The following is a 19,274-nucleotide window of genomic DNA, read 5'->3' as shown; positions in this document are numbered from 1 at the left end:
CGCGAAGACCCCGAACAGCCCGAGCTCCTCTCCGAGGCTCGGCAGGATGTAGTCGCTCTGCGACAGGGGGGTCAGGTAGGGCCGGCCCTGGCCGAGCCCCGTGCCGATCAGGCCCCCCTGCGCGAGGCCGAAGATGCCCTGCACGAGCTGATAGCTGCCCGCCGGCCGCTCGATGACCTCGGGGTCGAACGCGTTCCACCAGGCGGAGACGCGGGAGCCGACATACGTCATCACCTGTGAGGCGATGACGACCCCGATGGCCGCGAGGGCGATGCCCATCAGCGCCCAGCTCGTGCGTCCCGTCGCGGTGTAGAGCATCGCGACGAACATGCCGAACACGAGCACACCGGTGCCGAGGTCACGCTGTAGCACGATGATGCCGAGCGAGATCAGCCAGATCACGAGCAGGGGCCCGATCTCGCGGGCACGGGGCCACGTCATCCCGAGGAAGCGGTGCCCCGTCGAGGTCAGGCTCTCGCGCGTACGGACGAGGTAGCCGGCGAAGAAGATCGCCAGGCAGATCTTGGCGAGCTCTGCCGGCTGGAACGAGAAGAAGCCACCGATCGAGACCCACACGGCGGCGCCCGTGCCTTCGGCGGCAAGCCCCGGCACGACGGGGAGGATCAGCAGCACGAGGCCCACGAGCCCGAAGATGTAGGTGTAGCGGAAGAGCACTCGGTAGTTGCGCAGCATGAGCACGACGGCCACCGCGCAGGCGACCGCGATCGCCGTCCACACCATCTGCCGCGTGGAGTAGGCGTCCCAGCCGCCGAGCGGAGCCGCGAGATCGATGCGGTAGATCATGGCGATGCCGAGCCCGGTGAGCACGGTCGCGATGGGCACCACGATCGGATCGGCGTTGGGGGCGGTGAAGCGCAGCACGATGTGCAGCGCGAGCACGAGCGCTGCCAGCACCCCCGCGTAGATCAGGATCGACCAGTCGACGGCCCCGAGCGCGCCCAGCTGTACGAGCGCGATCGCGCCGCCGCTGATGGCGAAGGCGAGCAGCAGGAGCCACAGCTCGCGATTGCGCTGGGTCTGCGGCGTGCGCAGTTTGCGCAGTGCCCGCACGACCGTCGTGTCGGCCGAGATCTGCGACGTCTCGGCGCCGGGACCTGTCACGGACGCGCTCATCGGTTGGCCTCCGCGGTGCGGCGAAGGCGGTCGACGATCTCTTGTGCCTCGGCGAGGGAGCCCGCCGAGATCGTGGATTCGACCGTCTGACGTGAGAAGGAGGGCAGGTCATCGAGCGCGATTCCGGTGTCCTCGTACTCGGATGAGAGCGGGATCGGGCCCAGGTCCTGCTGGATCCCCTTGAAGATGACGACGGTGTTGTCGTCGGCACCGACGAAGAACCGGGTCTGCGTCCAGTTGTAGGCGAGCAGCGTGCCGATGGCGAGCACGACCACGACCACGACGGCGCCGATGATCCAACCGATCCGGCGACGTCGCGCGCGGCGACGATCCTCTTCGATGAGCTCCTCGAGGAACTCCGCCGCCGGCTCGAAGTGCGTCGGCTCGTTGGCCGCCTGGCGGTTGGGGTGCAGCCACCCGCCCCAGCCGGGTCGCGCGGCCGGGACGTCCACTTCGAGAGGGGTGGATGCCGATCCCACGATCGTCGGCGTTCCCGTCACCACGGGGTGAGAGCCCCCGACATCCACGATCACGATCGTCACGTTGTCGGGTGCGCCGCCGTCGAGCGCCTGCTTGAGGAGGAGGTCCGCGGTGCGTGCGGGGGTGAGCCCCTGGCTGAGGGCCTTGGCGGTGTGGGTGTCGTCGACGACACCGGAGAGTCCGTCGGAGCAGAGCAGCCAGCGATCGCCGGGCTGTGTCGCCATGATGAACGTGTCGACCTCGGGATGGGCGTCCATGTCACCGAGCACTCGCATGAGCACCGAGCGGCGAGGGTGGTAGCGCGCCTCCTCGACCGTGATGCGCCCCGAGTCCACGAGGCGCTGCACGAAGGTGTGGTCGGCGGTGATCTGGGTGAGCTGTCCGTCACGCAGCAGGTAGACCCGCGAGTCGCCGATGTGCGCGATGACTGCGTACTCGTCGACCATGACGAGCGCGCTGACGGTTGTGCCCATGCCCGAGAGCTCGGGTTTGCGCGCAACCATGTCGATGAGGTCGGCCGCGGTTTCGGTGATCGTGTCGCGCAGCGTCCGTTCCGCCTCGGCGGTCGACGCGAACGGTCGGTCGAGATCTTCGAGGTGGCGGATCGCGAGCGAGGATGCCACGTCGCCCCCGGCGTGGCCACCCATGCCGTCGGCGACGACGAACAGGTTGGACCCGGCGTAGCCGGAGTCCTGGTTGTTCGATCGCACCTTGCCGGTGTGCGACAGCGCGACGGACGAGCCCTCGAAGACCATGGCCTATGACCGCAGCTCGAATGTCGTCGCGCCCACCTTGATCGGCGCACCGATCGTGACGGGGGTGGGCGCGTGCACCCGGGTGCCGTCGTGCCAGGTGCCGTTCGTCGAGTCGAGGTCCTGGATCATCCACTGCTCGCCCCACAGCACGAGCCTCGCGTGGTGGCTCGAGGTGTAGTCGTCGCGGATGACGAGCCCCGACTCGCTCGAGCGCCCGATCGTGAGCGGCTCGGTGCCCAGGGGCAACTCGAGTCCCGCCTTCGGACCGGAGGTGATCACGATGCGCGAGACGTCGTCGGTGGTGGCGAGCCCGCCGGGGGACGACCGGGCGGGGCGGGAAGGTCGCGGGGGCCTGGCCGTCGGTGCCGGCGCGGGCGGCAGCGAGGCCGCGGTCGGTGCCGGCGCGGCAGCATCCGTCGCCGGTTCGGGCATGCGGCGCACCTTGACGCCGAACAGGTCGGCGCGCATCGAGTAGACGACCACGAAGACGAAGGCCCACAGCAGCAGCAGGAACCCGATGCGCAGCAGCAGCAGGGTGAGCTCGCTCATGCGCGCCCGTCCCCGCGGCGGGTGTCGTACGCCTGGGTGAGGTCGGGCAGCGGGGGCACCGGCGGCCGTTCGGCGCGCGCCTGGGCGACGACGTGAAACACGATCTCGGTGCGCCCGATGCGCACGACCGAATCCGGGGCGAGGGGTGCTTCGGCGACGCGGCGTCCGTCGAGGGTCGTCCCGTTGGTCGAACCGAGGTCGCGCACCATGGCGCGCTCGCCGTCCCAGAGGATCTCGACGTGCTTGCGGCTCGTGCCGGGGTCGGGGATCGTGATGTCGGCGTCGCTGCCGCGGCCGATGACGGTGCGGCTGCCGCGCAGGGGGTGACGAGTGCCGTCGATGTCGACGACGGCACGCCAGGACACCCGCCCCTCTTCGGTGCGGGAGGCTACGCGCAGGGTGCCGGCAGAGAGCTGCGGGTCCGCCGACAGCGCGATCGTGACGGCGCCGGCGAAGGTGTATCCCTGCGCCTTGGCATGCTTCTGCACGAGGGTGTCGAGTTCGTCGATCAGGGTGGCGCCGAGCGCGCTCATCGTCACGAAGTCATCGGGCGCGAGTTCGACGCCGAAGGTGTTGGGCGCGAGGATGCGGTCGCGGCTGACGACGGCGGCCTTGGTGTCGAGCTCTCGGCGCAGTGCCGAGGCGATCTCGACGGGCTGGATGCCGCTGCGGAAGGTCTTCGCGAAGGCGCCGTTCACGGCGCGCTCGAGACCCTTCTCGAAGCTGTCAAGTAGTCCCACGGGGCTCCTCAGGCGGGGCGGATGGTAGGCCTATCGTAGTCAGCCACCCTGTACGGGCTCGCAGAGCACCTGTCGACGCGCGTCGAGAGGGCGCGAAGCGCCGTGATATCCTCGGGAAGTTGAGTTGCGGACGGTGTGTCGTCCGCGTCGCGCGAGTGGCGGAATAGGTAGACGCGCTGGCTTCAGGTGCCAGTGCCCGCAAGGGCGTGGGGGTTCAAGTCCCCCCTCGCGCACAGAACGAAAAGGGTCCCGGATGGGGCCCTTTTTCGTTCTGTGCCCACGGCGGCGGCCCCCGCCCGGGTCGCCGATCGCCGAGAGTGCTTCTCGCCTGTCGCTTTGTGCGGGTGTGCGGCGTCGCGACCCGCATTTTGTGACAGGCGAGCGCGGGCTGGGCGGGGCGGATGCTGCTCGCCTGTCGCTTTGTGCGGGTGTGCGGCGTCGCGACCCGCATTTTGTGACAGGCGAGCGCGGGCTGGGTGGCGGCGTGGGCTGGGCAGGCGGCGAGGGCCGGCTGCGTCACCGGCCGCGGGTGCGCGGCGCGGCGGCGTCAGTATCCGTCGATGGCCGGCAGGAGTGCGTACAGGCGCTCCTCGGCCTCGCGCCCCAAGCCGGGTGCGAACGACGTCGTGCGCGACACCTCCGTGAAGCCGTTCTTCTCCAGCACCGCGAGCGAGGCGAGGTTGTGCGAGGCCACCCGCGCGAACAGCGGGCGCTCCGCCTCGAACGCGATGAGCAGGCGCAGTGCGGCGGTGGCGATTCCCCGTCCCCACGCGTGCCGCGCGAGCCAGTAGGTCACCTCGCGCTCGCCGTCGACCGTGAACAGGGCGGCGGTGCCCGCGAACCCGCCGTTCTCCGTCACCGCGAAGAACTCGATGTCGGGCGCGGTGCGGTGCCGCGACATCCATTCGTCGAAAGACGGGCGGTCGTCGGGATGCTGCGCCGTGAACGCCGCGAGGCGCACGGCCTCAGGGTCGCGCATCATCTCGAACACGGCGTCGACATCGTCGTCGTCGAGCGGGCGCAGCTCGATGTGGGCCATGGCGACACCCTACGCGCGGGCGGCGACCGGTGGGTACCGCCCGATCGGCGCGGTGTCAGGCCAGGGGATGCTGCTCGCGGACGATCTGCTCGACGAGAACCTCGTCGCGGGCGGCGACCGCGGCTCGCAGACGGCGGAAGGAGTCGACGCACCGCTCGTGATCGCCGCCGAAGGGGCGCCAGCCGCCGACGACGCGCTGCACGGGCAGGTTCACCTCGCGGATGACATTGATCAGCAGCCTGTTTCCCGAGGCGATCGTCGCCGAGCGGTGGAACGCAACCATGCGCGTCATCAGCTCGCGGTCGTCGTCGCGGCCGCAGGCGTCGATGACGGCATCCAGCTCCGTCAGCATCTGGGCGATCTGCTCATCGCTGGCGCGGAGCATGGCGAGGCTCGTCGCGGTGCCGCTCAGCCGTCCGATGAATTCGGTCGCCTCGGCCTGCGCCGATTCGTCGGGCGTCGACACCCGTGTGTAGCGGTGGGCGGCGACCTCGACCAGTCCTTGGCGCTCGAGGCGTTGGATGGCCTCGCGCACGGGCGTGCGCGAGATGCCGTAGAGCTCGGCGATCTCGACATCGCGGAGGCGCTCGCCGGCGGCCAGGCGGCCGTCGAGGATGGCCTGGGCGAGAAGTTCGTAGACCTCGTCGGCCAGGGCGGAGCCGTGGGCCTCGAGGCGCTGCGCAGGCGCGTCAATGGGCATGGTGCGGTGAGCCTGATTTCGGGTGGAGGCTGCGATGGGGGGCGCGGCCGGGTCGGGCAGTTGGCCCATCATACGTCCGGGTCCTCCGAGCGCCAGCGAGACGGTGGCGGCCGTTATTTGCGTCACCTTCGAAAATCGTCTCGCAATTCGGGGGCGACGAAGGGTAGCGTGAGATACCACAACCCCCGTATGCACCAGAGTTTGCGGGCTGAAGAGAATGGCAAGGCATGTCCAGCACGGGAACCGTCAAGTGGTTCAACTCCGAGAAGGGTTTCGGTTTCATCGCTCCTGATGAGGGCGGCGCCGACGTTTTCGCGCACTACACGGCGATCCAGGCGGGCGGGTACCGCTCGCTCGAGGAGAACCAGCGCGTCGAGTTCGAGACGGCTCAGGGCCCCAAGGGTCTGCAGGCCGAGAACATCCGCCCCATCTGAGGGCCGATCGACTCGAAACGCGCCTCTCGCGTCCGTGCGGGGGGCGCGTTTTTTCGCGCCCGGTCGCGAGCGGGACGCTGATCAGTCGCGCCGGATCATGTCCACTCCCGCTGCGGCGAACTGTCGCAGCGTGGCGTCGGGCAGGAATGCGCGCGTGAGGCCGGCGGCGATGCGCGTGAGGTCGCCCTCGTCGCGGTAGAGCAGATGGATCGGCTCGTAGCGGGGGTTGAACTTCGTTTTGAACCGGTGCAGGGACCGGAACCCGTACACGGGCTCGAGCGATTGTGAGAGCTCACCGAGCAGCTGCGCGATAACGCCCTCTTCGGGTCGCGCCTCGTGCGCGAGCGGAGCGCCCGAGAGCGACATCAACTCAGCTCCCTCCTCCGCGAAGTCGCGAGCCGAGGATCCGATGAGGTATTCCATGACGGGGCCGAAGCCGCCGTCGCGACGGCGCATGAGGTCGAGGGTCCATCCCCGGTGCACACCTCCCGGGCCGAAGACGGGCAACCACGAGAGAAAGCCGTCGACGTCCCCGGAGGGTGAGATCGCGAGGGCGAGCCGGACCTCGGGGTCCTCGGCCTCCTGCAGCGTTCCGAGCGTGAAGCGCATCTCGGGCAGACCCTTGTCACCGACCCACGACTCGGAGATCGCCCGCAGCTGCTGGCGCACGCCCCAGGGCTCGGCGCCGAGAGTGGTCAGCCGGAACGTCATGCCGTCGCGCGCACCGCGGTTGAGGGCCTGGCGCACATACGACCAGGACTTTCCGGTGAAGGCGAGCCCTTCGAGGTCGACGATCGTGTCGTCGGCGATGACCAGCGAACGCCATCCGGCGGGCATCGCGTCACGGGTGGGCGTGCCGCAGCTGAAGAAGCAGGGGATCAGCCCTTCGCCCTCGGTGCGCCGGACGAACTCCTCCACCGAGGCGGGAATGGATGCCGCAGGCCCGAGCGGGTCGGCGAGGGCGATGGCGACCCCGAGTCGCTCCTGGAAGGGCACGATCCCCTCGCCCGTGCGCAGATACCGAAGCCCCTCCCAGGTCGCCATCCACGACAGGGTGCCGCCGCCGTCGGCGCGGATCAGGTTCTTGACCTCGTCCGAGCTCGCGCCCGCCGCGGCGCCCAAGCGCTTGCCGCGGCGGGCGCGGAACGCACGACGGACCATGAGCAGATAGACGAAGAACAGGGCCCACAGCACCGATGTGGCGAAGGAGACATCGGGATCGCCGTAGGTCTCGTGCATGTCGGCCGGGGCGATGACGAAGAGGACGACGAGGGTGAGAGCCAGCAGAAGATTGACGGCCGACCAGATCAGCGTGAGCACCCACGCCCATCCCCGTCCGAGTCTCAGTCCCCGCGCGACGAGCAGGATGACGGCGGCGTCGATCGCGACATCGAGCCAGGGACCCTCGAGAGGCGCCGTGGGGCCGAACGGGCCGTCCGTGGGTAGCAGCAGGGTGAGGATCTGGATGACCCCGAGCGCCAGGATGCTGACGAAGGCGATCAGTCGCTGCTCTCGGATCGTGGTGCGCTGGATGCGGAAGGAGCGATCGACCATGAGGACGAGCGCGATCGCGAAGGCGTGCTCGACGTCGGCGAGCTCGCCGAGGAGGAAGAGGCTGATCGCGGCGTACACGAAGACGATCACCCAGCCGCGTTGACGCCAGGGAGCGGCGAAGAGTCCCACGGCGGCGGCGATGCAGGCCATCGTGCCGCCCGACGGGCCCACATCGAGCACCTGCGCGAGTTCCTGCGCCCACGGCCAGGGGAGCAGCTGCCCGATCATGAGGAACGCGGCGGCGGCGAAGATCGCGAACAGCTGCCCGAACCCGAAGTACAGCATCGCCACACGCGAGCCGCGACGCATCTCGACGAAGACCATGCCGGCGACGCTGAGCAGGGTCGGCACGTAGACCCAGGGTGATGCGACGAAGAAGGTGCCCGTGATCGGGGTCCACCACCGACCCTCCTCGAGTGCCGGAAGGCCGTAGGCGATCGCCGGGAACCACTCCTGCTCGAGAGCGGGCGTCCACAGGCCGCCCCCGGCGACGCCGACGATCAGGAGGATGGCGACGAGCGCAACGCTCGCGGGCGCTGTGCGCAGGGCTCGCAGGATCGGGTGGCGGGCAGGCGAGGGGGTCGCGGTGGGGGCGCTCACGCGATCAGGCTATCGAGGCGACCGTCCGGGAGCGGATCCCCCGCCGGGCCGGCCGAGACGCGCATAGGCGCACAGCGCCCGAGCGTCGTCGGCGTGGCGGAGCGCCTGGCGCGCCGCATCGAGGGCCTCGACGGGATCACCCACGGTGCGCGCGTGTGCGAGCGCATCACGCGCGTCGGCGACGCGCACGCGCGCCTGGGCACCCGCCCCCGAAGCCGCGAGATCGGCCTCCGCGCGAGCCAGCGAGGCGCGCGCGGAGGCCAGAGCGCCGGGAAGCGCCGTGCGCGCGCCGCGCATCCTCTGCTGCGCCGTTCGGGCGTCGCCCAGCGCGAGATCGAGACGCGTGCGCAGTCTCGCGACCGCATCTACGGCGGCGACCGGCCGGCGTGCCCCGTTCGACGAGATCCGGGACAGCTCCTCGTCCGCTGCGCGGATCTCTCGCGCGAGAGCCTCGGCCTGCTCGCCGGCCACACCTTCGCGCAAGCCGAGTGCGCCCCGGATCGCCTCCCGCGCGGAGTCGATCTCGCCGGCGAACGCCTCCGCTGCCTGCATCACCAGCCGGTGCGACTCCTCGAGCCGCCTTTCAGCGTCCTCCGCCGCCCGCAGCGCACGCTCGGCGGCGGCGATCGCGGGGAGTGCCGTATGAGAGGGGTCGGCCACCAGGGAGCGAGCGGCATCGATCTGCCGTCGTGATTCGGAGATGCAGTGCTCGATCGCGGCGGCCGCGTCGGCGACATCCCGACTCTCGTCGGGGTCGACCCGGCGCTGGAGCTCGCGCAGCAGGGCGCGGGGATCGCCGATCCGGTCGTGCAGCTCGTGCCAGCGCTGCTCGACGGCCGCAAGCTGATCGGCGGCCGAGGCGTGGGCCGCAACCCACGACGCATGGGCGCGGCGCGCGGACTGCACCGCGGTCAGCGCGCGCTGCGCCTGCTCACGTACGCGATGCGCGATCCTGCGCGCCTCGGGCACCGGCGTGGCGGGGTCGGCGGCGCGACGGTAGTCGTCGAACGCCCGGTCCCGCGCATGCTGGGCGCGCATGCGCGCGCGACGCAGGGGCGCTGCGCCGTCGCCGCCGTAGAGGGCTCCGGAGAGCCCGACCTCGAGATCGAGGTCCGCGACGGCGTCGTCGAGCTCGACGAGTGTCGTGCCCGCGCGGTTCCGTTCGTCCTCTGCCCGCGCCCGGGCGCCGGCGCCGGCACGCGCGCGGCGCACAGCCCAGACCGTCACGACGATCAGCAGGGCGGACGCACCGAAGACCACGACGGCCGGGATCACCCAGCCCAGCGCGGCCCCCGCGATCTCGATCACGGCTGGTCGATCACGGCCGGGCGGGGTCGTCCGACGCGGCGGGCAGCAGGAGGGCGCGCAGATCGTGGATGTCGTCGGCCACGGCCGATGCACCCTCGGACTCGTGCGGCCAGCTGAAGCCCCAGCGGACGAAGATGACGGGCACGCCGTGCACGGCGCCGCCGTCGATGTCGTGGTGGCGGTCGCCGACGAGGACGGGCCGCGAGATGTCGATGCCGTCGATGCGCAGCCGACGCAGGGCCTCGGCGACGATGTCGGCCTTGGTGGCGAGCGTGCGCTCGTCGGGCGTCGCCCCGGCCATCGTGGCGAAGGCGGGTGCCAGCCCGAAATGCTCCATCAGCACGTGCACCTGGCGTTCCGGCTTGCTGCTCGCCGTCGCCTGCGGGACGCCCGCGCGATCGAGGTCGTGGATCAACTCGGCGACGCCGGGGAACAGGCGCGCACCGGTCGTGTAGCCCTCGGCGCGGCCCAGCTCGCGGTACCAGGCGACCGCGGTGGCGGCGAGCTCGGCATCCATACCGGCCTGCGCCTGGAAGGAATCGAACATCGGTGGCCCGATCCAGTGCACGAGCTCTGCCCGCGTGGGCGCGGGGCGGCCGAAGTGCTCGAGGGTGACGGTCAGGCGATGCAGGATGCCGTCGGACGCGTCGACGATCGTGCCGTCGACATCCCACAGGATGCAGGACCAGGGGGACTCGGGAGGCATGCCTCCAGCCTAGGTCGCCGCGGGCGGTGTCGATGCGTCCTCAGAACAGGCGCGGAACCCCCGACTCGATGCCCTTCATATCGTCGTAATCGAGGGTGACGCAGCGGATCCCGCGATCGGTGGCGAGCACGCGCGCCTGCGGCTTGATCTCCTGCGCGGCGAAGACGCCGGTGACGGGGGCGAGGTGCGGGTCGCGGCCGAGCAGTTCGAGATAGCGGGTGAGCTGCTCGACACCGTCGATGTCGCCGCGACGCTTGACCTCGACGGCGATCGTGCCGCCCGCCGGATCGCGCAGGAGCAGGTCTACGGGACCGATCGCCGTCGGGAACTCGCGGCGCACGAGAGTCACGCCGTCGCCGATGAGCGAGACCTGCTCGGCGAGCAGGCGCTGCAGGTCGGACTCGACGCCGTCCTTCTGCAGGCCCGGATCGATGCCGAGCTCGTGCGAGGAGTCGTGGAGGACCTCGTAGATGCTGACCATCAGCGCGTCTCCGGTCTTGGCGTGCGCAACGCGCCACTGCTCGATCACACCCGCCGACGCCGCGTCCTCGCTGGGCGCCTCGACCGTGAGCGAACACGGCGGGCTCATCCAGTTCAGCGGCTTGTAGGAGCCGCCGTCGGAGTGCACCAGAAGGCTGCCGTCGCCCTTGTGCACCAGCAGCCGGGTCGCGAGAGGCAGGTGGGCGTTGAGCCGGCCGGTGTAGTCGACCGAGCAGCGGGCGATGACGAGACGCACCCGACGAGCCTAGACGCGTCGAGGTCAGTGCGAGCGCCGGTGCCCCTCGCCGACGTGGGCGCCGGGCAGCGGTCGGGCCGCACGCGACGCGAGCCCGGAGGCGACGATGAGGACGACCAGCACGTAGAGGGTGTTCAGCAGGCCCACTCGTTCGCTGATGATGCCGAGGATCGGCGGACCGCACAGAAAGGCGATGTAGCCGATCGCGGCGGCCGCGCTGACCCGCGCCGCCGCCTTCTCGGGGTCGTCGGCCGCGGCCGACATTCCCAGCGGAAAGCCGAGCGATATCCCCGCGCCCCAGAGCGCGGCGCCGACGAACACGAGCGGGACGCTCGGGGCGAGGATGAACAGCAGAAGGCCCGTCGCGGCCGTGACGGAGAGCACGCGCAGCGTCGCGACACGACCGAAGCGGTCGACGAGCGGTCCGCCGGCGACGCGCACCACCGTCATGCTGATCGAGAAGACCGCGAGCCCCGCGGCGCCCAGCGCCTGATCCGCGCCGTGACCCTCGACCATCCCGAGTGCGAGCCAGTCGTTGGCCCCGCCCTCGGCGAAGGCCATGCCCAGCATCACCACGCCGAGGGCGTACGTGCGCGGCTCCCGCCAGGCCGACAGTGCGATGTGCAGGCGTTCGCGCCACGCCGTCTTCGGCTCCGCGGGCGCGTCGATCGCGTCGGGATCCATGGCCGCGGCCCGCGCGGGGACGTTCGCGATGCTCACGAACGCGAGGACGACGATGCTGACCGCGATGACGGCGGTGTGCGCCAGCACGTCCAGTCCCGCGGCCACGGCGGCTACGCCGAGCCCGGCGCCGATCACCGTGCCGAAGCTGAAGAAGGCGTGGAAGAGCGGGAGGATCGTCTTGTTCAGCTGCTTCTCGATCGCCGCCCCCTCGACGTTCATCATCACGTCCACCGCACCGTTGCCCATGCCGAACAGGACGAGGCCCGTGACCACCAGGGCGTAGGACTGCGCGATGTCGGTGCCGACACCGATCACCGCGACACCGACCGCGAAGAGCAGCATGGCGCCCAGCATCCCCTTGCGGGCGCCGAAACGCGCCAGCACGACCGACGCCAGCGAGAGGCCGACGATCGAGGCGATGCCGGCTCCCAGCAGCATCATGCCGACCTGGATGTTGTCGACGCCGAGTGTCTGCTTGATCGCGGGAACCCGAGAGGCCCAGGTGGCGATGGACAGGCCGCTCGCGGTGAAGATCGCGAAGACGGCCGCGCGCCAGCGCACGAGCGTGCGTGTGTCGACGGTGGGGGTGGTGCTCATGCCGGGGAGTCTATCGAATCGATTCGATAGGAAGCGACGGGCCGGGTACGATCAGTGCGCGCGCCCCGCGCGCCGAGCATCGGAGGAGTCGATGAGCGCACGCAGACCCACGATCGCCGATGTGGCGCGCGCGGCGCAGGTCTCGCCCTCGACCGCGTCCGTGGTCTTCAGTGGCAACGCCGCCGTCGCGCCGACCACGAAGGCGCGCGTCCTCGAAGCCGCCGCGGCCCTGGGCTACCGCGGCCCGGACCCGCGGGCGGCGTCCCTGAGACGCGGCCGCAGCGGCATCGTGGGCGTCGTGTTCGAGGAGCACCTCGGGGCGGCCTTCCTGGATCCCGTGAACACCCACATGATGGACGGCCTGGCCGAGGGCGTCGCCCCGCTGGGGGCGGGGCTGCTGCTTCTGCGGGACGATCCCCCGCCGACCGGTGACGCGCCGACCGAGACGACCGGCGCGCTCTCGCTGCGCTCTGCACCGGTCGACGCCGTCGTGCTCGTCGGCTGCAGCCGCAGGCTCACCGAGTCGCTCGAGATCCTCCGGGCGCGCGGCATCCCGGTCATCGTGATGGAGGGAGACGCCGGCCCCGGCATCCCGCGCATCGAGCTCGATAACCGCGAGGCGCAGCGGCAGGCCGCGAGCCACCTGCGCACGCTCGGTCACTCGCGCGCGGCCATCGTGACGCTGCCCTTCGACGGCCGTCGTGAACGCGGCATCCTCGAGCCCGGTGATCCGCGCGTGCCCGCGATCGAGGTGACGAAAGAAAGACTCGCCGGTGCGCGGGATGTGTTCCCCGACGCGCCCGTCCACATCGCCGCGGCCAGCCGCATCGACGAAGGGCTGCAGGCCGGGCGGATGATCCTCGCCGACTCCGATGCGCGCCCGACCGCCGTGATCGCGCAGAGCGATCTCCTCGCCGCGGGCGTCATCCGGTCGGCGGAGGAGCGGGGCATCCGGATTCCCGAGGATCTCAGCGTGACCGGCTTCGACGGCATCTCACTCGACGGTTTCGCCCCCTACGAGCTGACGACGCTCGTGCAGCCCTCGACGGCCAAGGGGCGAGCCGCGGGCGAGGCAGTGGTGCGGATGCTGGAGGGGGGCGCCGGGGTGTCGCTGCGCTTCACCTGCGAGTTCCGTGCCGGCAATACGACGGGACCGCCCCCGAGCCTCACGTAGAATGGCACGGACGTCCACCTTCTGAGCCGCCCCGGCCGACGAGCCCGAGAGGACGCCTATGCTGCTGATTCTCGCCGCGTTCGCACTCGCTCCCATCGTCCTGCCCTGGCTGGTCCGCCTATTGGGTGCGCGTGCGTTCTACGCCGCCGCGGTGCTGCCGATCATCGCCTTCGCCGACGCCGCACTGCGGGGACCCGAGATCATCTCCGGTGGCATTCCGTTCGAGGAATACTCCTGGATCCCGTCGCTCGGGATCTCGTTGTCGATGCGCATGGACACGCTGGGCTGGATCATGGCGCTGATCGTCACGGGTGTCGGTGCGCTCGTGATGCTCTACTGCCGCTGGTACTTCAGGGGCAAGACCGAGGGAGTCGGACAGTTCGCGGCGGTTCTGCTGGCGTTCGCGGGAGCGATGTACGGCCTCGTCCTCACCGACGACATCGTCGTGCTCGTGATGTTCTGGGAGATCACGAGCGTCCTCTCCTACCTGCTCATCGGCTATTACCACCAGCGTTCCGCCAGCCGGCGCTCGGCACTGCAGGCGCTGCTGGTGACGACCCTCGGCGGACTGGTCATGCTGATCGGCGTCGTGCTTCTCGTGGTCGACACCGGCACGTCCAGCCTCTCGACGATCCTGGCGCTCTCGCCGTCGGGCCCGGTCATCGAGGCGGCGCTCGTCCTCGTGCTCGTGGGGGCGCTCAGCAAGTCGGCCATCTTCCCGTTCCATTTCTGGCTGCCCGGCGCGATGTCGGCGCCGACGCCCGTGAGCGCGTACCTGCACGCGGCCGCGATGGTCAAGGCCGGCATCTACCTGATCGCCCGCTTCGCCCCGACCTTCGCCGACGACTCGGTCTGGCGTCCGGTCGTGATCTCGCTCGGGGTCTTCACGATGCTGCTGGGCGGGCTGCAGTCCCTGCGCGAACGCGACCTCAAGCGCATCCTCGCGTTCGGCACGGTCAGCCAGCTCGGCCTGCTCACCGTCGTGCTCGGCTTCGGCACCCGCGATGCCGCGCTGGCGGGCCTGGCGATGCTCCTCGGGCACGCCCTGTTCAAGTCGTGTCTCTTCCTCATCGTGGGCGTGATCGACCGACAGCTCTCTACCCGCGACATCGACGAGCTCTCCGGGCTCTGGCGCCAGGCGCCGGTCATGGCCGTGGCATCGCTTGTGGCGATCGCCTCCATGGTCGGGTTCATCCCGACCCTGGGCTTCGTCGCAAAAGAAGGCGCGCTCACCGCGCTCCTTGATGCGAGCATCGCCGGATCGGTGTGGGGTCTCGTCGCCCTCATCGGCGTGCTGCTCGGGTCGACCCTCACGATGGCGTACGGACTGCGCTTCCTGTGGGGAGCCTTCGGCACCAAGCGGGCAGTCGCGCCCACAGAATGGCCCGACCCTCCGCTCGGATTCCTGGCTGCGCCGGTGGTGCTGGCGGCGCTCTCTCTCGTCGGCGGCTTCGCCGCACCGTGGCTGGATGTCGCGCTCACCCGATATGCCGACACCGCTCCCGCGGCGCCCGCGGGACTGGCGGCGCCCGAATACGCGTATCACCTCGCGCTCTGGCACGGTCTCGAGCCGGCTCTGTTCCTCTCTCTCGGCACACTCGCTGCGGGGGCTCTGGTCTTCGTGGCGGCCCGCGCGCTCGCGTGGGACACCCGCCGCCGCGTGCTGCCGTTCACGTCGGCGGACGCCTACAACGGCGCCCTGCGTCTGATCGACCGGCTCTCGGTCGTGACGACGACGTTCACTCAGCGAGGGTCGCTGCCGATCTACGTCGGCACGATCTTCGTCGTGCTGGTCGCGGCGGAGGGCACGGCGATCCTCTCGTCTCCGGGATGGCGCACTCAGCTCGAAGCCTGGCAGTCGCCGTGGCAGGTGCTCGCGGCGCCGTTCATGATCGCCGCGGGAATCATGGCGGTCCGGGCGCGCAAGCGCTACACCGGTGTCGTCCTCGTCTCGGTGACGGGCCTGGGCATGGTGCTGCTGTTCGCCACGAGCGGTGCGCCCGACCTCGCGATCACGCAGGTGCTGATCGAGACGGTCACCCTGGTCGCGTTCGCACTCGTGTTGCGACGCCTGCCCGCCCAGATGGGGGATCACAACGCCTCCGTCGCGCCCGTGGCGCGAGCGATCCTCGCCATCGGCGTCGGCGCCACGATGGCGATGGTCGCGATCATCGCCACGGGCGCCCGCATCCACGACCCCGTGTCGGTGGACTGGCCCGAGCTCGCCTACGAGATCGGGCACGGCCGCAACGTCGTCAACGTCGCCCTCGTCGACATCCGCGGCTGGGACACGATGGGCGAGCTCTCGGTGCTGATCCTCGCCGCGACAGGCGTGGCTTCGCTCGTGTTCGTCACCGACCGCCGTGACAACCTCCAGACCCTCACCTCGGGACTGCCCTCGGTCCCGGCCGGCCGCGGACTGCGCCGCCCGCTCGTCGAGACGATCGACGGCCCGCGCCCGCAGACGGGCGCGACGCCCACCCCCACCCGGCAGCGCGCGTGGCTGCTGGGTGGTCAGCGGCTGCGTCCCGAGAATCGGTCGCTTCTGCTCGAGGTCATCGTGCGGGTGCTGTTCCACTCGATCATCGTCGTGTCCATCTATCTGCTCTTCGCGGGGCACAATCTGCCGGGTGGCGGTTTCGCGGGCGGGCTCGTCGCCGGCATGGCCTTGGTCATGCGATACGTCGCCGGTGGTCGCTACGAGCTGGGGGTCGCCGCCCCCACCGACGCGGGAATGCTGCTGGGCGTGGGCATGACCCTGGCCGTCGCGTGCGCGATCGTGCCGGTGTTCTTCGGAGCAGCGCCGCTCACGAGCACGTATTTCGCGGGTGAGATCCCCGTGATCGGCCACATCGAGTTCGTCACATCGACGATCTTCGACGTCGGTGTCTACCTCGTCGTGATCGGGCTTGTCCTCGACGTGCTGCGCAGCCTCGGCGCCGAGGTCGACCGCCAGGCGCAGCCGCAGTCCCAGCGCCCGAGGGAGGTGCGCGCCTGATGGACGTCTCGCTCATCCTCATCATCGTGATGGCCGCTCTGTTCGCGTGCGGCGTCTACGCGATGCTCGAGCGCAGCCTCACGCGCGTGCTCATCGGCTTCCTCCTGCTGGGCAACGCCGCGAACCTCCTGCTGCTGATCGTCATGGGCGCCCCGGGCATCGCCCCGTTCACGGGTGACGGGGCCTTCACCGACATGTCCGACCCCCTGCCGCAGGCCCTCACCCTCACCGCCATCGTCATCACCTTCGCGGTGTCCGCGTTCCTCCTCGCCCTCATCTACCGCTCGTGGCAGCTGGGCCAGGCCGACACCGTCTTCGACGACGAGGCCGACATCGCCCTGCGCGAGCGCGGTGTCGAGGACGAGGACGTCATGGACGACGAGGGCGCCGAGGCCGAGGCATCCACCGACTTCGTGGGAGTCGACACCGCGCCGATCACGGTGCTGCAGAGCCGGGACTTCCCGGCGCTGCGCGATGACGCCCCCACCGATCGTCCGTATCGGCGCCCGGGCGGCGACGACGACACCGGCAGCACGACGACGGAGGGGAGGGACGCATGAGCGCACTGGTTCCTCTCCTTGTGACCGTCCCTCTGCTCGGGGCGGCGGTGACGCTGGTCTTCGGTCGACGGCCGCGCCTGCAGGTGCTGATCTCGATCGTCACGCTCGCGGTCGTGCTGGTGATCGCGGCGGTGCTTCTCGCGACCGTCGACCAGGGCACCCCGTTGGCCGTGTCGGTGGGAGGCTGGCCGATCCCGGTCGGAATCGTGCTGTACGTCGATCGGCTCGCCGCGCTGCTCGTGCTCGTCTCGAGCGTCGTGCTGATCGCGGTGCTGCTCTTCTCCGTCGGCCAGGGGGCCGCGGACGGCGACAGTGAGACACCGGTCTCGATCTTCTACCCGTCCTACCTGATCCTCGCCGCGGGCATCTTCAACGCCTTCATCGCGGGCGACCTGTTCAACCTCTACGTCGGATTCGAGATCCTGCTCGTCGCCTCGTACGTGCTGATCACCCTCGGCAGCACCGAGTCGCGCATCCGCACGGGTGTGGTCTACATCGTCGTCTCGCTCGTCTCCTCGATCCTGTTCCTCGCCGCGATCGCGATGATCTATGCCTCGCTCGGCACAGTCAACATGGCGCAGATCGCCGACCGCATGACCGAGATGCCGCCCGAGGTCCAGCTCGTGCTGCACCTCATGCTGCTCGTCGCCTTCTCGATCAAGGCGGCGGTCTTCCCGCTGTCGTTCTGGCTGCCCGACTCGTATCCGACGGCGCCGGCTCCGGTGACGGCGGTATTCGCGGGCTTGCTGACCAAGGTCGGCGTCTACGCGATCATCCGCACCGAGACGCAGCTGTTCGCCGACAGCGATGTCAACCTGCTGTTGATGGTCATCGCACTCGCGACGATGATCGTCGGCGTCCTGGGCGCGGTGGCGCAGGCCGAGCTGAAGAGGATCCTCTCGTTCACCCTCGTCAGCCACGTCGGCTACATGATCTTCGGGCTCGCGATCGCGACCCCTGCGGCGTACGGCGCCACGATCTACTACATGGTCCACCACATCATCGTGCAGACCACGCTGTTCCTCGCCGTGGGGCTTGTTGAGCGTCGCGCCGGAAGCACGTCCATCCTGCGGGTGAAGGGTCTGATGCGGGCCGCCCCGATCATCGCCGTGCTCTACTTCATCCCGGCGGTCAACCTCGGGGGGCTGCCGCCCTTCTCCGGGTTCGTCGGCAAGTTCGCGCTGTTCGATGCGGCCGCCGAGGTGGGCACCCCGGTCATGATGGTGCTCATCGTCGGCGGCATCGTGACCTCGCTCCTGACCCTCTATGCCCTCATGCGCGCCTGGAACCTCTCGTTCTGGCGCGAGGAGGAGGACTCGGCCGAGACCGAGGCGCGGATCGCGTACCTGGGTAACGCACCTGCCGCGGCCGTCGAGACGGAGCGCCGCGTCATCCCCCGCATCATGACCGCGGCGACAGCATCCATGGTCGCCGTCACGGTCGCGCTGACGATCTTCGCGGGCCCCCTGATGGACCTGTGCATGCGCGCGGGCTCCGCACTGGCCGAACCGGTCATGATCGTGCAGCTCGAGGACGAGGAGGCGGCGCAATGAGTCCCGACCGGCGGCCCATGCTCGAGCACCTCTGGGTGCAGCTGCCGTTCTTCGTCTGGCTGATCGCCCTGTGGATGCTGATGTGGGGGCAGTTCACCGTGCTGGCCTTCGTCACCGGCCTCGTCGTCGCGATCGTCGTGACACGCGTCTTCCGCCTCCCGCCTGTCGAGCTGTCGGGCCGGCTGAACCTGTGGTTCGGACTCGTCTTCGTCGTCACCTTCCTCGCGGCGGTCGTGCGCGGGTCGCTGCTCGTCGCGTGGCAGGTGCTCGATTTCCGAAAGCAGCCCGGAGCGGCGGTGATCGCCGTGCAGCTGCGCGTCGACGACGACCTCATCATGACCCACACGGGTGTGACCGCCTCGCTGATCCCGGGTTCGCTCATCGTCGAGGCCGACCGGGATCGCCGCATGCTCTACCTGCACGTCATCGGCGTGCGGTCGCAGGACGACATCGAGGCACAGCGCCGCGCGGTGCTGGGCTGGGAGGCGCGAATCGTCCGCGCCGTGGGCTCGGGAGCGCAGCTGGCGAAGATCCGCGCCGCCACCGTCGACACGCCGCGTCACGGGAGTGCGCCGGTATGAACATCGTCATCGTCATCGCCCTGGTGGTCTTCGCGATCGCCGCCGTGCTCGCGCTGGTGCGCATCGTCATCGGGCCCTCGATCCTCGACCGAGTCGTCGCGGCCGACGTGCTGCTGACCGAGATCATGTGCGTGATCGGCGCCGAGATGGCCATCAACCAGCACACCCGAAGCCTGCCGACCCTGCTGATCATCGCCGCGGTGGGCGTATTCGGCTCGATCTCCGTCGCCCGCTTCGTCGCCCGGAGGGACAACCCCAGATGACGGATGCTGTGACCACACTCGCCGCCGCCGCGGATGCGGGCGGGGCCTTCGACTGGCTTCTCATCGCCGACGGAGCGGCCGTCGTCCTCGTGCTCGTCGGGGCGCTGCTGTGTCTGACGGCGTCGATCG

At 70.1% G+C, this 19,274-nt stretch carries 18 protein-coding genes and 1 tRNA gene; 8 read left to right on the top strand and 11 right to left on the bottom strand.

Features of this window, described 5'->3' with window-relative positions:
• The 4 genes from DI573_RS07785 to DI573_RS07770 form a co-directional block, all read right to left on the bottom strand.
• A partial coding sequence (locus DI573_RS07785; RefSeq protein WP_292812515.1) for an FtsW/RodA/SpoVE family cell cycle protein occupies positions 1 to 1,134 on the bottom strand: 1,134 nt, incomplete at its 3' end.
• Complete coding sequence (locus DI573_RS07780) at positions 1,131 to 2,369, bottom strand: Stp1/IreP family PP2C-type Ser/Thr phosphatase (RefSeq protein ID WP_292812513.1); 1,239 nt, start codon at positions 2,367 to 2,369, stop codon at positions 1,131 to 1,133. The genes DI573_RS07785 and DI573_RS07780, both read right to left, overlap by 4 nt.
• A gap of 3 nt (positions 2,370 to 2,372) precedes the next feature.
• The gene (locus DI573_RS07775) at positions 2,373 to 2,918 is read right to left on the bottom strand and encodes an FHA domain-containing protein (protein WP_292812510.1); all 546 of its coding nucleotides are present in this window, start codon (positions 2,916 to 2,918) and stop codon (positions 2,373 to 2,375) included.
• Positions 2,915 to 3,658, bottom strand: a complete 744-nt coding sequence (locus DI573_RS07770) for a DUF3662 and FHA domain-containing protein (RefSeq protein WP_292812508.1) — start codon at positions 3,656 to 3,658, stop codon at positions 2,915 to 2,917. Before DI573_RS07770 ends, DI573_RS07775 begins: the two co-directional genes overlap by 4 nt.
• A 149-nt stretch (positions 3,659 to 3,807) precedes the next feature.
• On the opposite strand from DI573_RS07770, the gene DI573_RS07765 reads away from it, so the two are divergent.
• Positions 3,808 to 3,891: transfer RNA gene (locus DI573_RS07765), tRNA-Leu, on the top strand.
• A 314-nt stretch (positions 3,892 to 4,205) separates the two neighbouring features.
• Here the strand turns inward: DI573_RS07765 and DI573_RS07760 are convergent.
• Together DI573_RS07760 and DI573_RS07755 are read right to left on the bottom strand one after the other, a co-directional pair.
• Positions 4,206 to 4,697, bottom strand: coding sequence for a GNAT family N-acetyltransferase (locus DI573_RS07760; protein WP_292812505.1), 492 nt, complete (start codon positions 4,695 to 4,697; stop codon positions 4,206 to 4,208).
• 55 nt (positions 4,698 to 4,752) lie between these two features.
• Positions 4,753 to 5,397, bottom strand: a complete 645-nt coding sequence (locus DI573_RS07755; RefSeq protein ID WP_292812503.1) for a GntR family transcriptional regulator — start codon at positions 5,395 to 5,397, stop codon at positions 4,753 to 4,755.
• Between the two features lie 227 nt (positions 5,398 to 5,624).
• Here DI573_RS07755 and DI573_RS07750 point away from each other — a divergent pair, with 227 nt between their 5' ends.
• Positions 5,625 to 5,831: a cold-shock protein gene (locus tag DI573_RS07750; protein WP_292812501.1), complete on the top strand. Its 207-nt coding sequence runs from the start codon at positions 5,625 to 5,627 to the stop codon at positions 5,829 to 5,831.
• 81 nt (positions 5,832 to 5,912) lie between these two features.
• Here DI573_RS07750 and DI573_RS07745 read toward each other — a convergent pair whose 3' ends face one another.
• From DI573_RS07745 to DI573_RS07725, 5 genes are read right to left on the bottom strand one after another with little or no spacing between them, the layout of a single operon-like run.
• Positions 5,913 to 7,985 carry a DUF2156 domain-containing protein gene (locus DI573_RS07745; protein ID WP_292812498.1) on the bottom strand — a complete coding sequence of 691 codons (2,073 nt, stop codon included), beginning with the start codon at positions 7,983 to 7,985 and terminating at the stop codon, positions 5,913 to 5,915.
• Between the two features lie 9 nt (positions 7,986 to 7,994).
• Complete coding sequence (locus DI573_RS07740) at positions 7,995 to 9,293, bottom strand: hypothetical protein (RefSeq protein WP_292812496.1); 1,299 nt, start codon at positions 9,291 to 9,293, stop codon at positions 7,995 to 7,997.
• Positions 9,294 to 9,303: 10 nt separating this feature from the next.
• Complete coding sequence (locus DI573_RS07735; RefSeq protein WP_292812494.1) at positions 9,304 to 9,999, bottom strand: HAD hydrolase-like protein; 696 nt, start codon at positions 9,997 to 9,999, stop codon at positions 9,304 to 9,306.
• A gap of 40 nt (positions 10,000 to 10,039) precedes the next feature.
• Positions 10,040 to 10,735, bottom strand: coding sequence for an endonuclease NucS (nucS, locus tag DI573_RS07730; RefSeq protein ID WP_292812491.1), 696 nt, complete (start codon positions 10,733 to 10,735; stop codon positions 10,040 to 10,042).
• 24 nt (positions 10,736 to 10,759) lie between these two features.
• A complete protein-coding gene (locus DI573_RS07725; protein WP_292812489.1) occupies positions 10,760 to 12,016 on the bottom strand; it encodes an MFS transporter in 1,257 nt (418 codons plus the stop codon).
• A 91-nt stretch (positions 12,017 to 12,107) separates the two neighbouring features.
• Here DI573_RS07725 and DI573_RS07720 point away from each other — a divergent pair, with 91 nt between their 5' ends.
• Genes DI573_RS07720 through DI573_RS07695 form a run of 6 tightly spaced genes read left to right on the top strand, consistent with a single transcriptional unit; the run spans position 12,108 to position 19,145 of the window.
• The gene (locus DI573_RS07720; RefSeq protein WP_292812487.1) at positions 12,108 to 13,190 is read left to right on the top strand and encodes a LacI family DNA-binding transcriptional regulator; all 1,083 of its coding nucleotides are present in this window, start codon (positions 12,108 to 12,110) and stop codon (positions 13,188 to 13,190) included.
• A gap of 58 nt (positions 13,191 to 13,248) precedes the next feature.
• Entirely contained in the window at positions 13,249 to 16,188 is a 2,940-nt protein-coding gene (locus DI573_RS07715; RefSeq protein WP_292812485.1) for a Na+/H+ antiporter subunit A, read from the top strand.
• Complete coding sequence (locus DI573_RS07710) at positions 16,188 to 16,748, top strand: Na(+)/H(+) antiporter subunit C (protein WP_292812482.1); 561 nt, start codon at positions 16,188 to 16,190, stop codon at positions 16,746 to 16,748. The genes DI573_RS07715 and DI573_RS07710 overlap by 1 nt, the downstream gene beginning before the upstream one ends.
• Positions 16,745 to 18,301 carry a Na+/H+ antiporter subunit D gene (locus DI573_RS07705; RefSeq protein ID WP_292812480.1) on the top strand — a complete coding sequence of 519 codons (1,557 nt, stop codon included), beginning with the start codon at positions 16,745 to 16,747 and terminating at the stop codon, positions 18,299 to 18,301. Before DI573_RS07710 ends, DI573_RS07705 begins: the two co-directional genes overlap by 4 nt.
• On the top strand, positions 18,298 to 18,882 hold the full coding sequence (locus DI573_RS07700; RefSeq protein ID WP_292812478.1) for a Na+/H+ antiporter subunit E: 585 nt from the start codon (positions 18,298 to 18,300) through the stop codon (positions 18,880 to 18,882). The genes DI573_RS07705 and DI573_RS07700 overlap by 4 nt, the downstream gene beginning before the upstream one ends.
• Positions 18,879 to 19,145: a monovalent cation/H+ antiporter complex subunit F gene (locus tag DI573_RS07695; protein ID WP_292812475.1), complete on the top strand. Its 267-nt coding sequence runs from the start codon at positions 18,879 to 18,881 to the stop codon at positions 19,143 to 19,145. The genes DI573_RS07700 and DI573_RS07695 overlap by 4 nt, the downstream gene beginning before the upstream one ends.
• Positions 19,146 to 19,274 lie beyond the last annotated feature (129 nt).

Origin of the sequence: Microbacterium sp. (assembly GCF_003248605.1) — a bacterium.
Classification (GTDB): Bacteria; Actinomycetota; Actinomycetes; order Actinomycetales; family Microbacteriaceae; genus Microbacterium.
Note: the sequence above shows the minus strand (reverse complement) of the source record. Positions and strands in the feature narration are given on the sequence as shown.

Bases quoted from the DNA above. Each gene is read 5' to 3' on its own strand.
- DI573_RS07725 (WP_292812489.1), bottom strand. From the start codon at position 12,016: ATGAGCACCACCCCCACCGTCGACACACGCACGCTCGTGCGCTGGCGC.
- DI573_RS07700 (WP_292812478.1), top strand. From the start codon at position 18,298: ATGAGTCCCGACCGGCGGCCCATGCTCGAGCACCTCTGGGTGCAGCTG.
- DI573_RS07710 (WP_292812482.1), top strand. From the start codon at position 16,188: ATGGACGTCTCGCTCATCCTCATCATCGTGATGGCCGCTCTGTTCGCG.
- DI573_RS07750 (WP_292812501.1), top strand. From the start codon at position 5,625: ATGTCCAGCACGGGAACCGTCAAGTGGTTCAACTCCGAGAAGGGTTTC.
- DI573_RS07705 (WP_292812480.1), top strand. From the start codon at position 16,745: ATGAGCGCACTGGTTCCTCTCCTTGTGACCGTCCCTCTGCTCGGGGCG.
- DI573_RS07735 (WP_292812494.1), bottom strand. From the start codon at position 9,999: ATGCCTCCCGAGTCCCCCTGGTCCTGCATCCTGTGGGATGTCGACGGC.
- DI573_RS07720 (WP_292812487.1), top strand. From the start codon at position 12,108: ATGAGCGCACGCAGACCCACGATCGCCGATGTGGCGCGCGCGGCGCAG.
- DI573_RS07695 (WP_292812475.1), top strand. From the start codon at position 18,879: ATGAACATCGTCATCGTCATCGCCCTGGTGGTCTTCGCGATCGCCGCC.
- DI573_RS07755 (WP_292812503.1), bottom strand. From the start codon at position 5,397: ATGCCCATTGACGCGCCTGCGCAGCGCCTCGAGGCCCACGGCTCCGCC.
- DI573_RS07775 (WP_292812510.1), bottom strand. From the start codon at position 2,918: ATGAGCGAGCTCACCCTGCTGCTGCTGCGCATCGGGTTCCTGCTGCTG.
- DI573_RS07715 (WP_292812485.1), top strand. From the start codon at position 13,249: ATGCTGCTGATTCTCGCCGCGTTCGCACTCGCTCCCATCGTCCTGCCC.
- DI573_RS07780 (WP_292812513.1), bottom strand. From the start codon at position 2,369: ATGGTCTTCGAGGGCTCGTCCGTCGCGCTGTCGCACACCGGCAAGGTG.
- DI573_RS07760 (WP_292812505.1), bottom strand. From the start codon at position 4,697: ATGGCCCACATCGAGCTGCGCCCGCTCGACGACGACGATGTCGACGCC.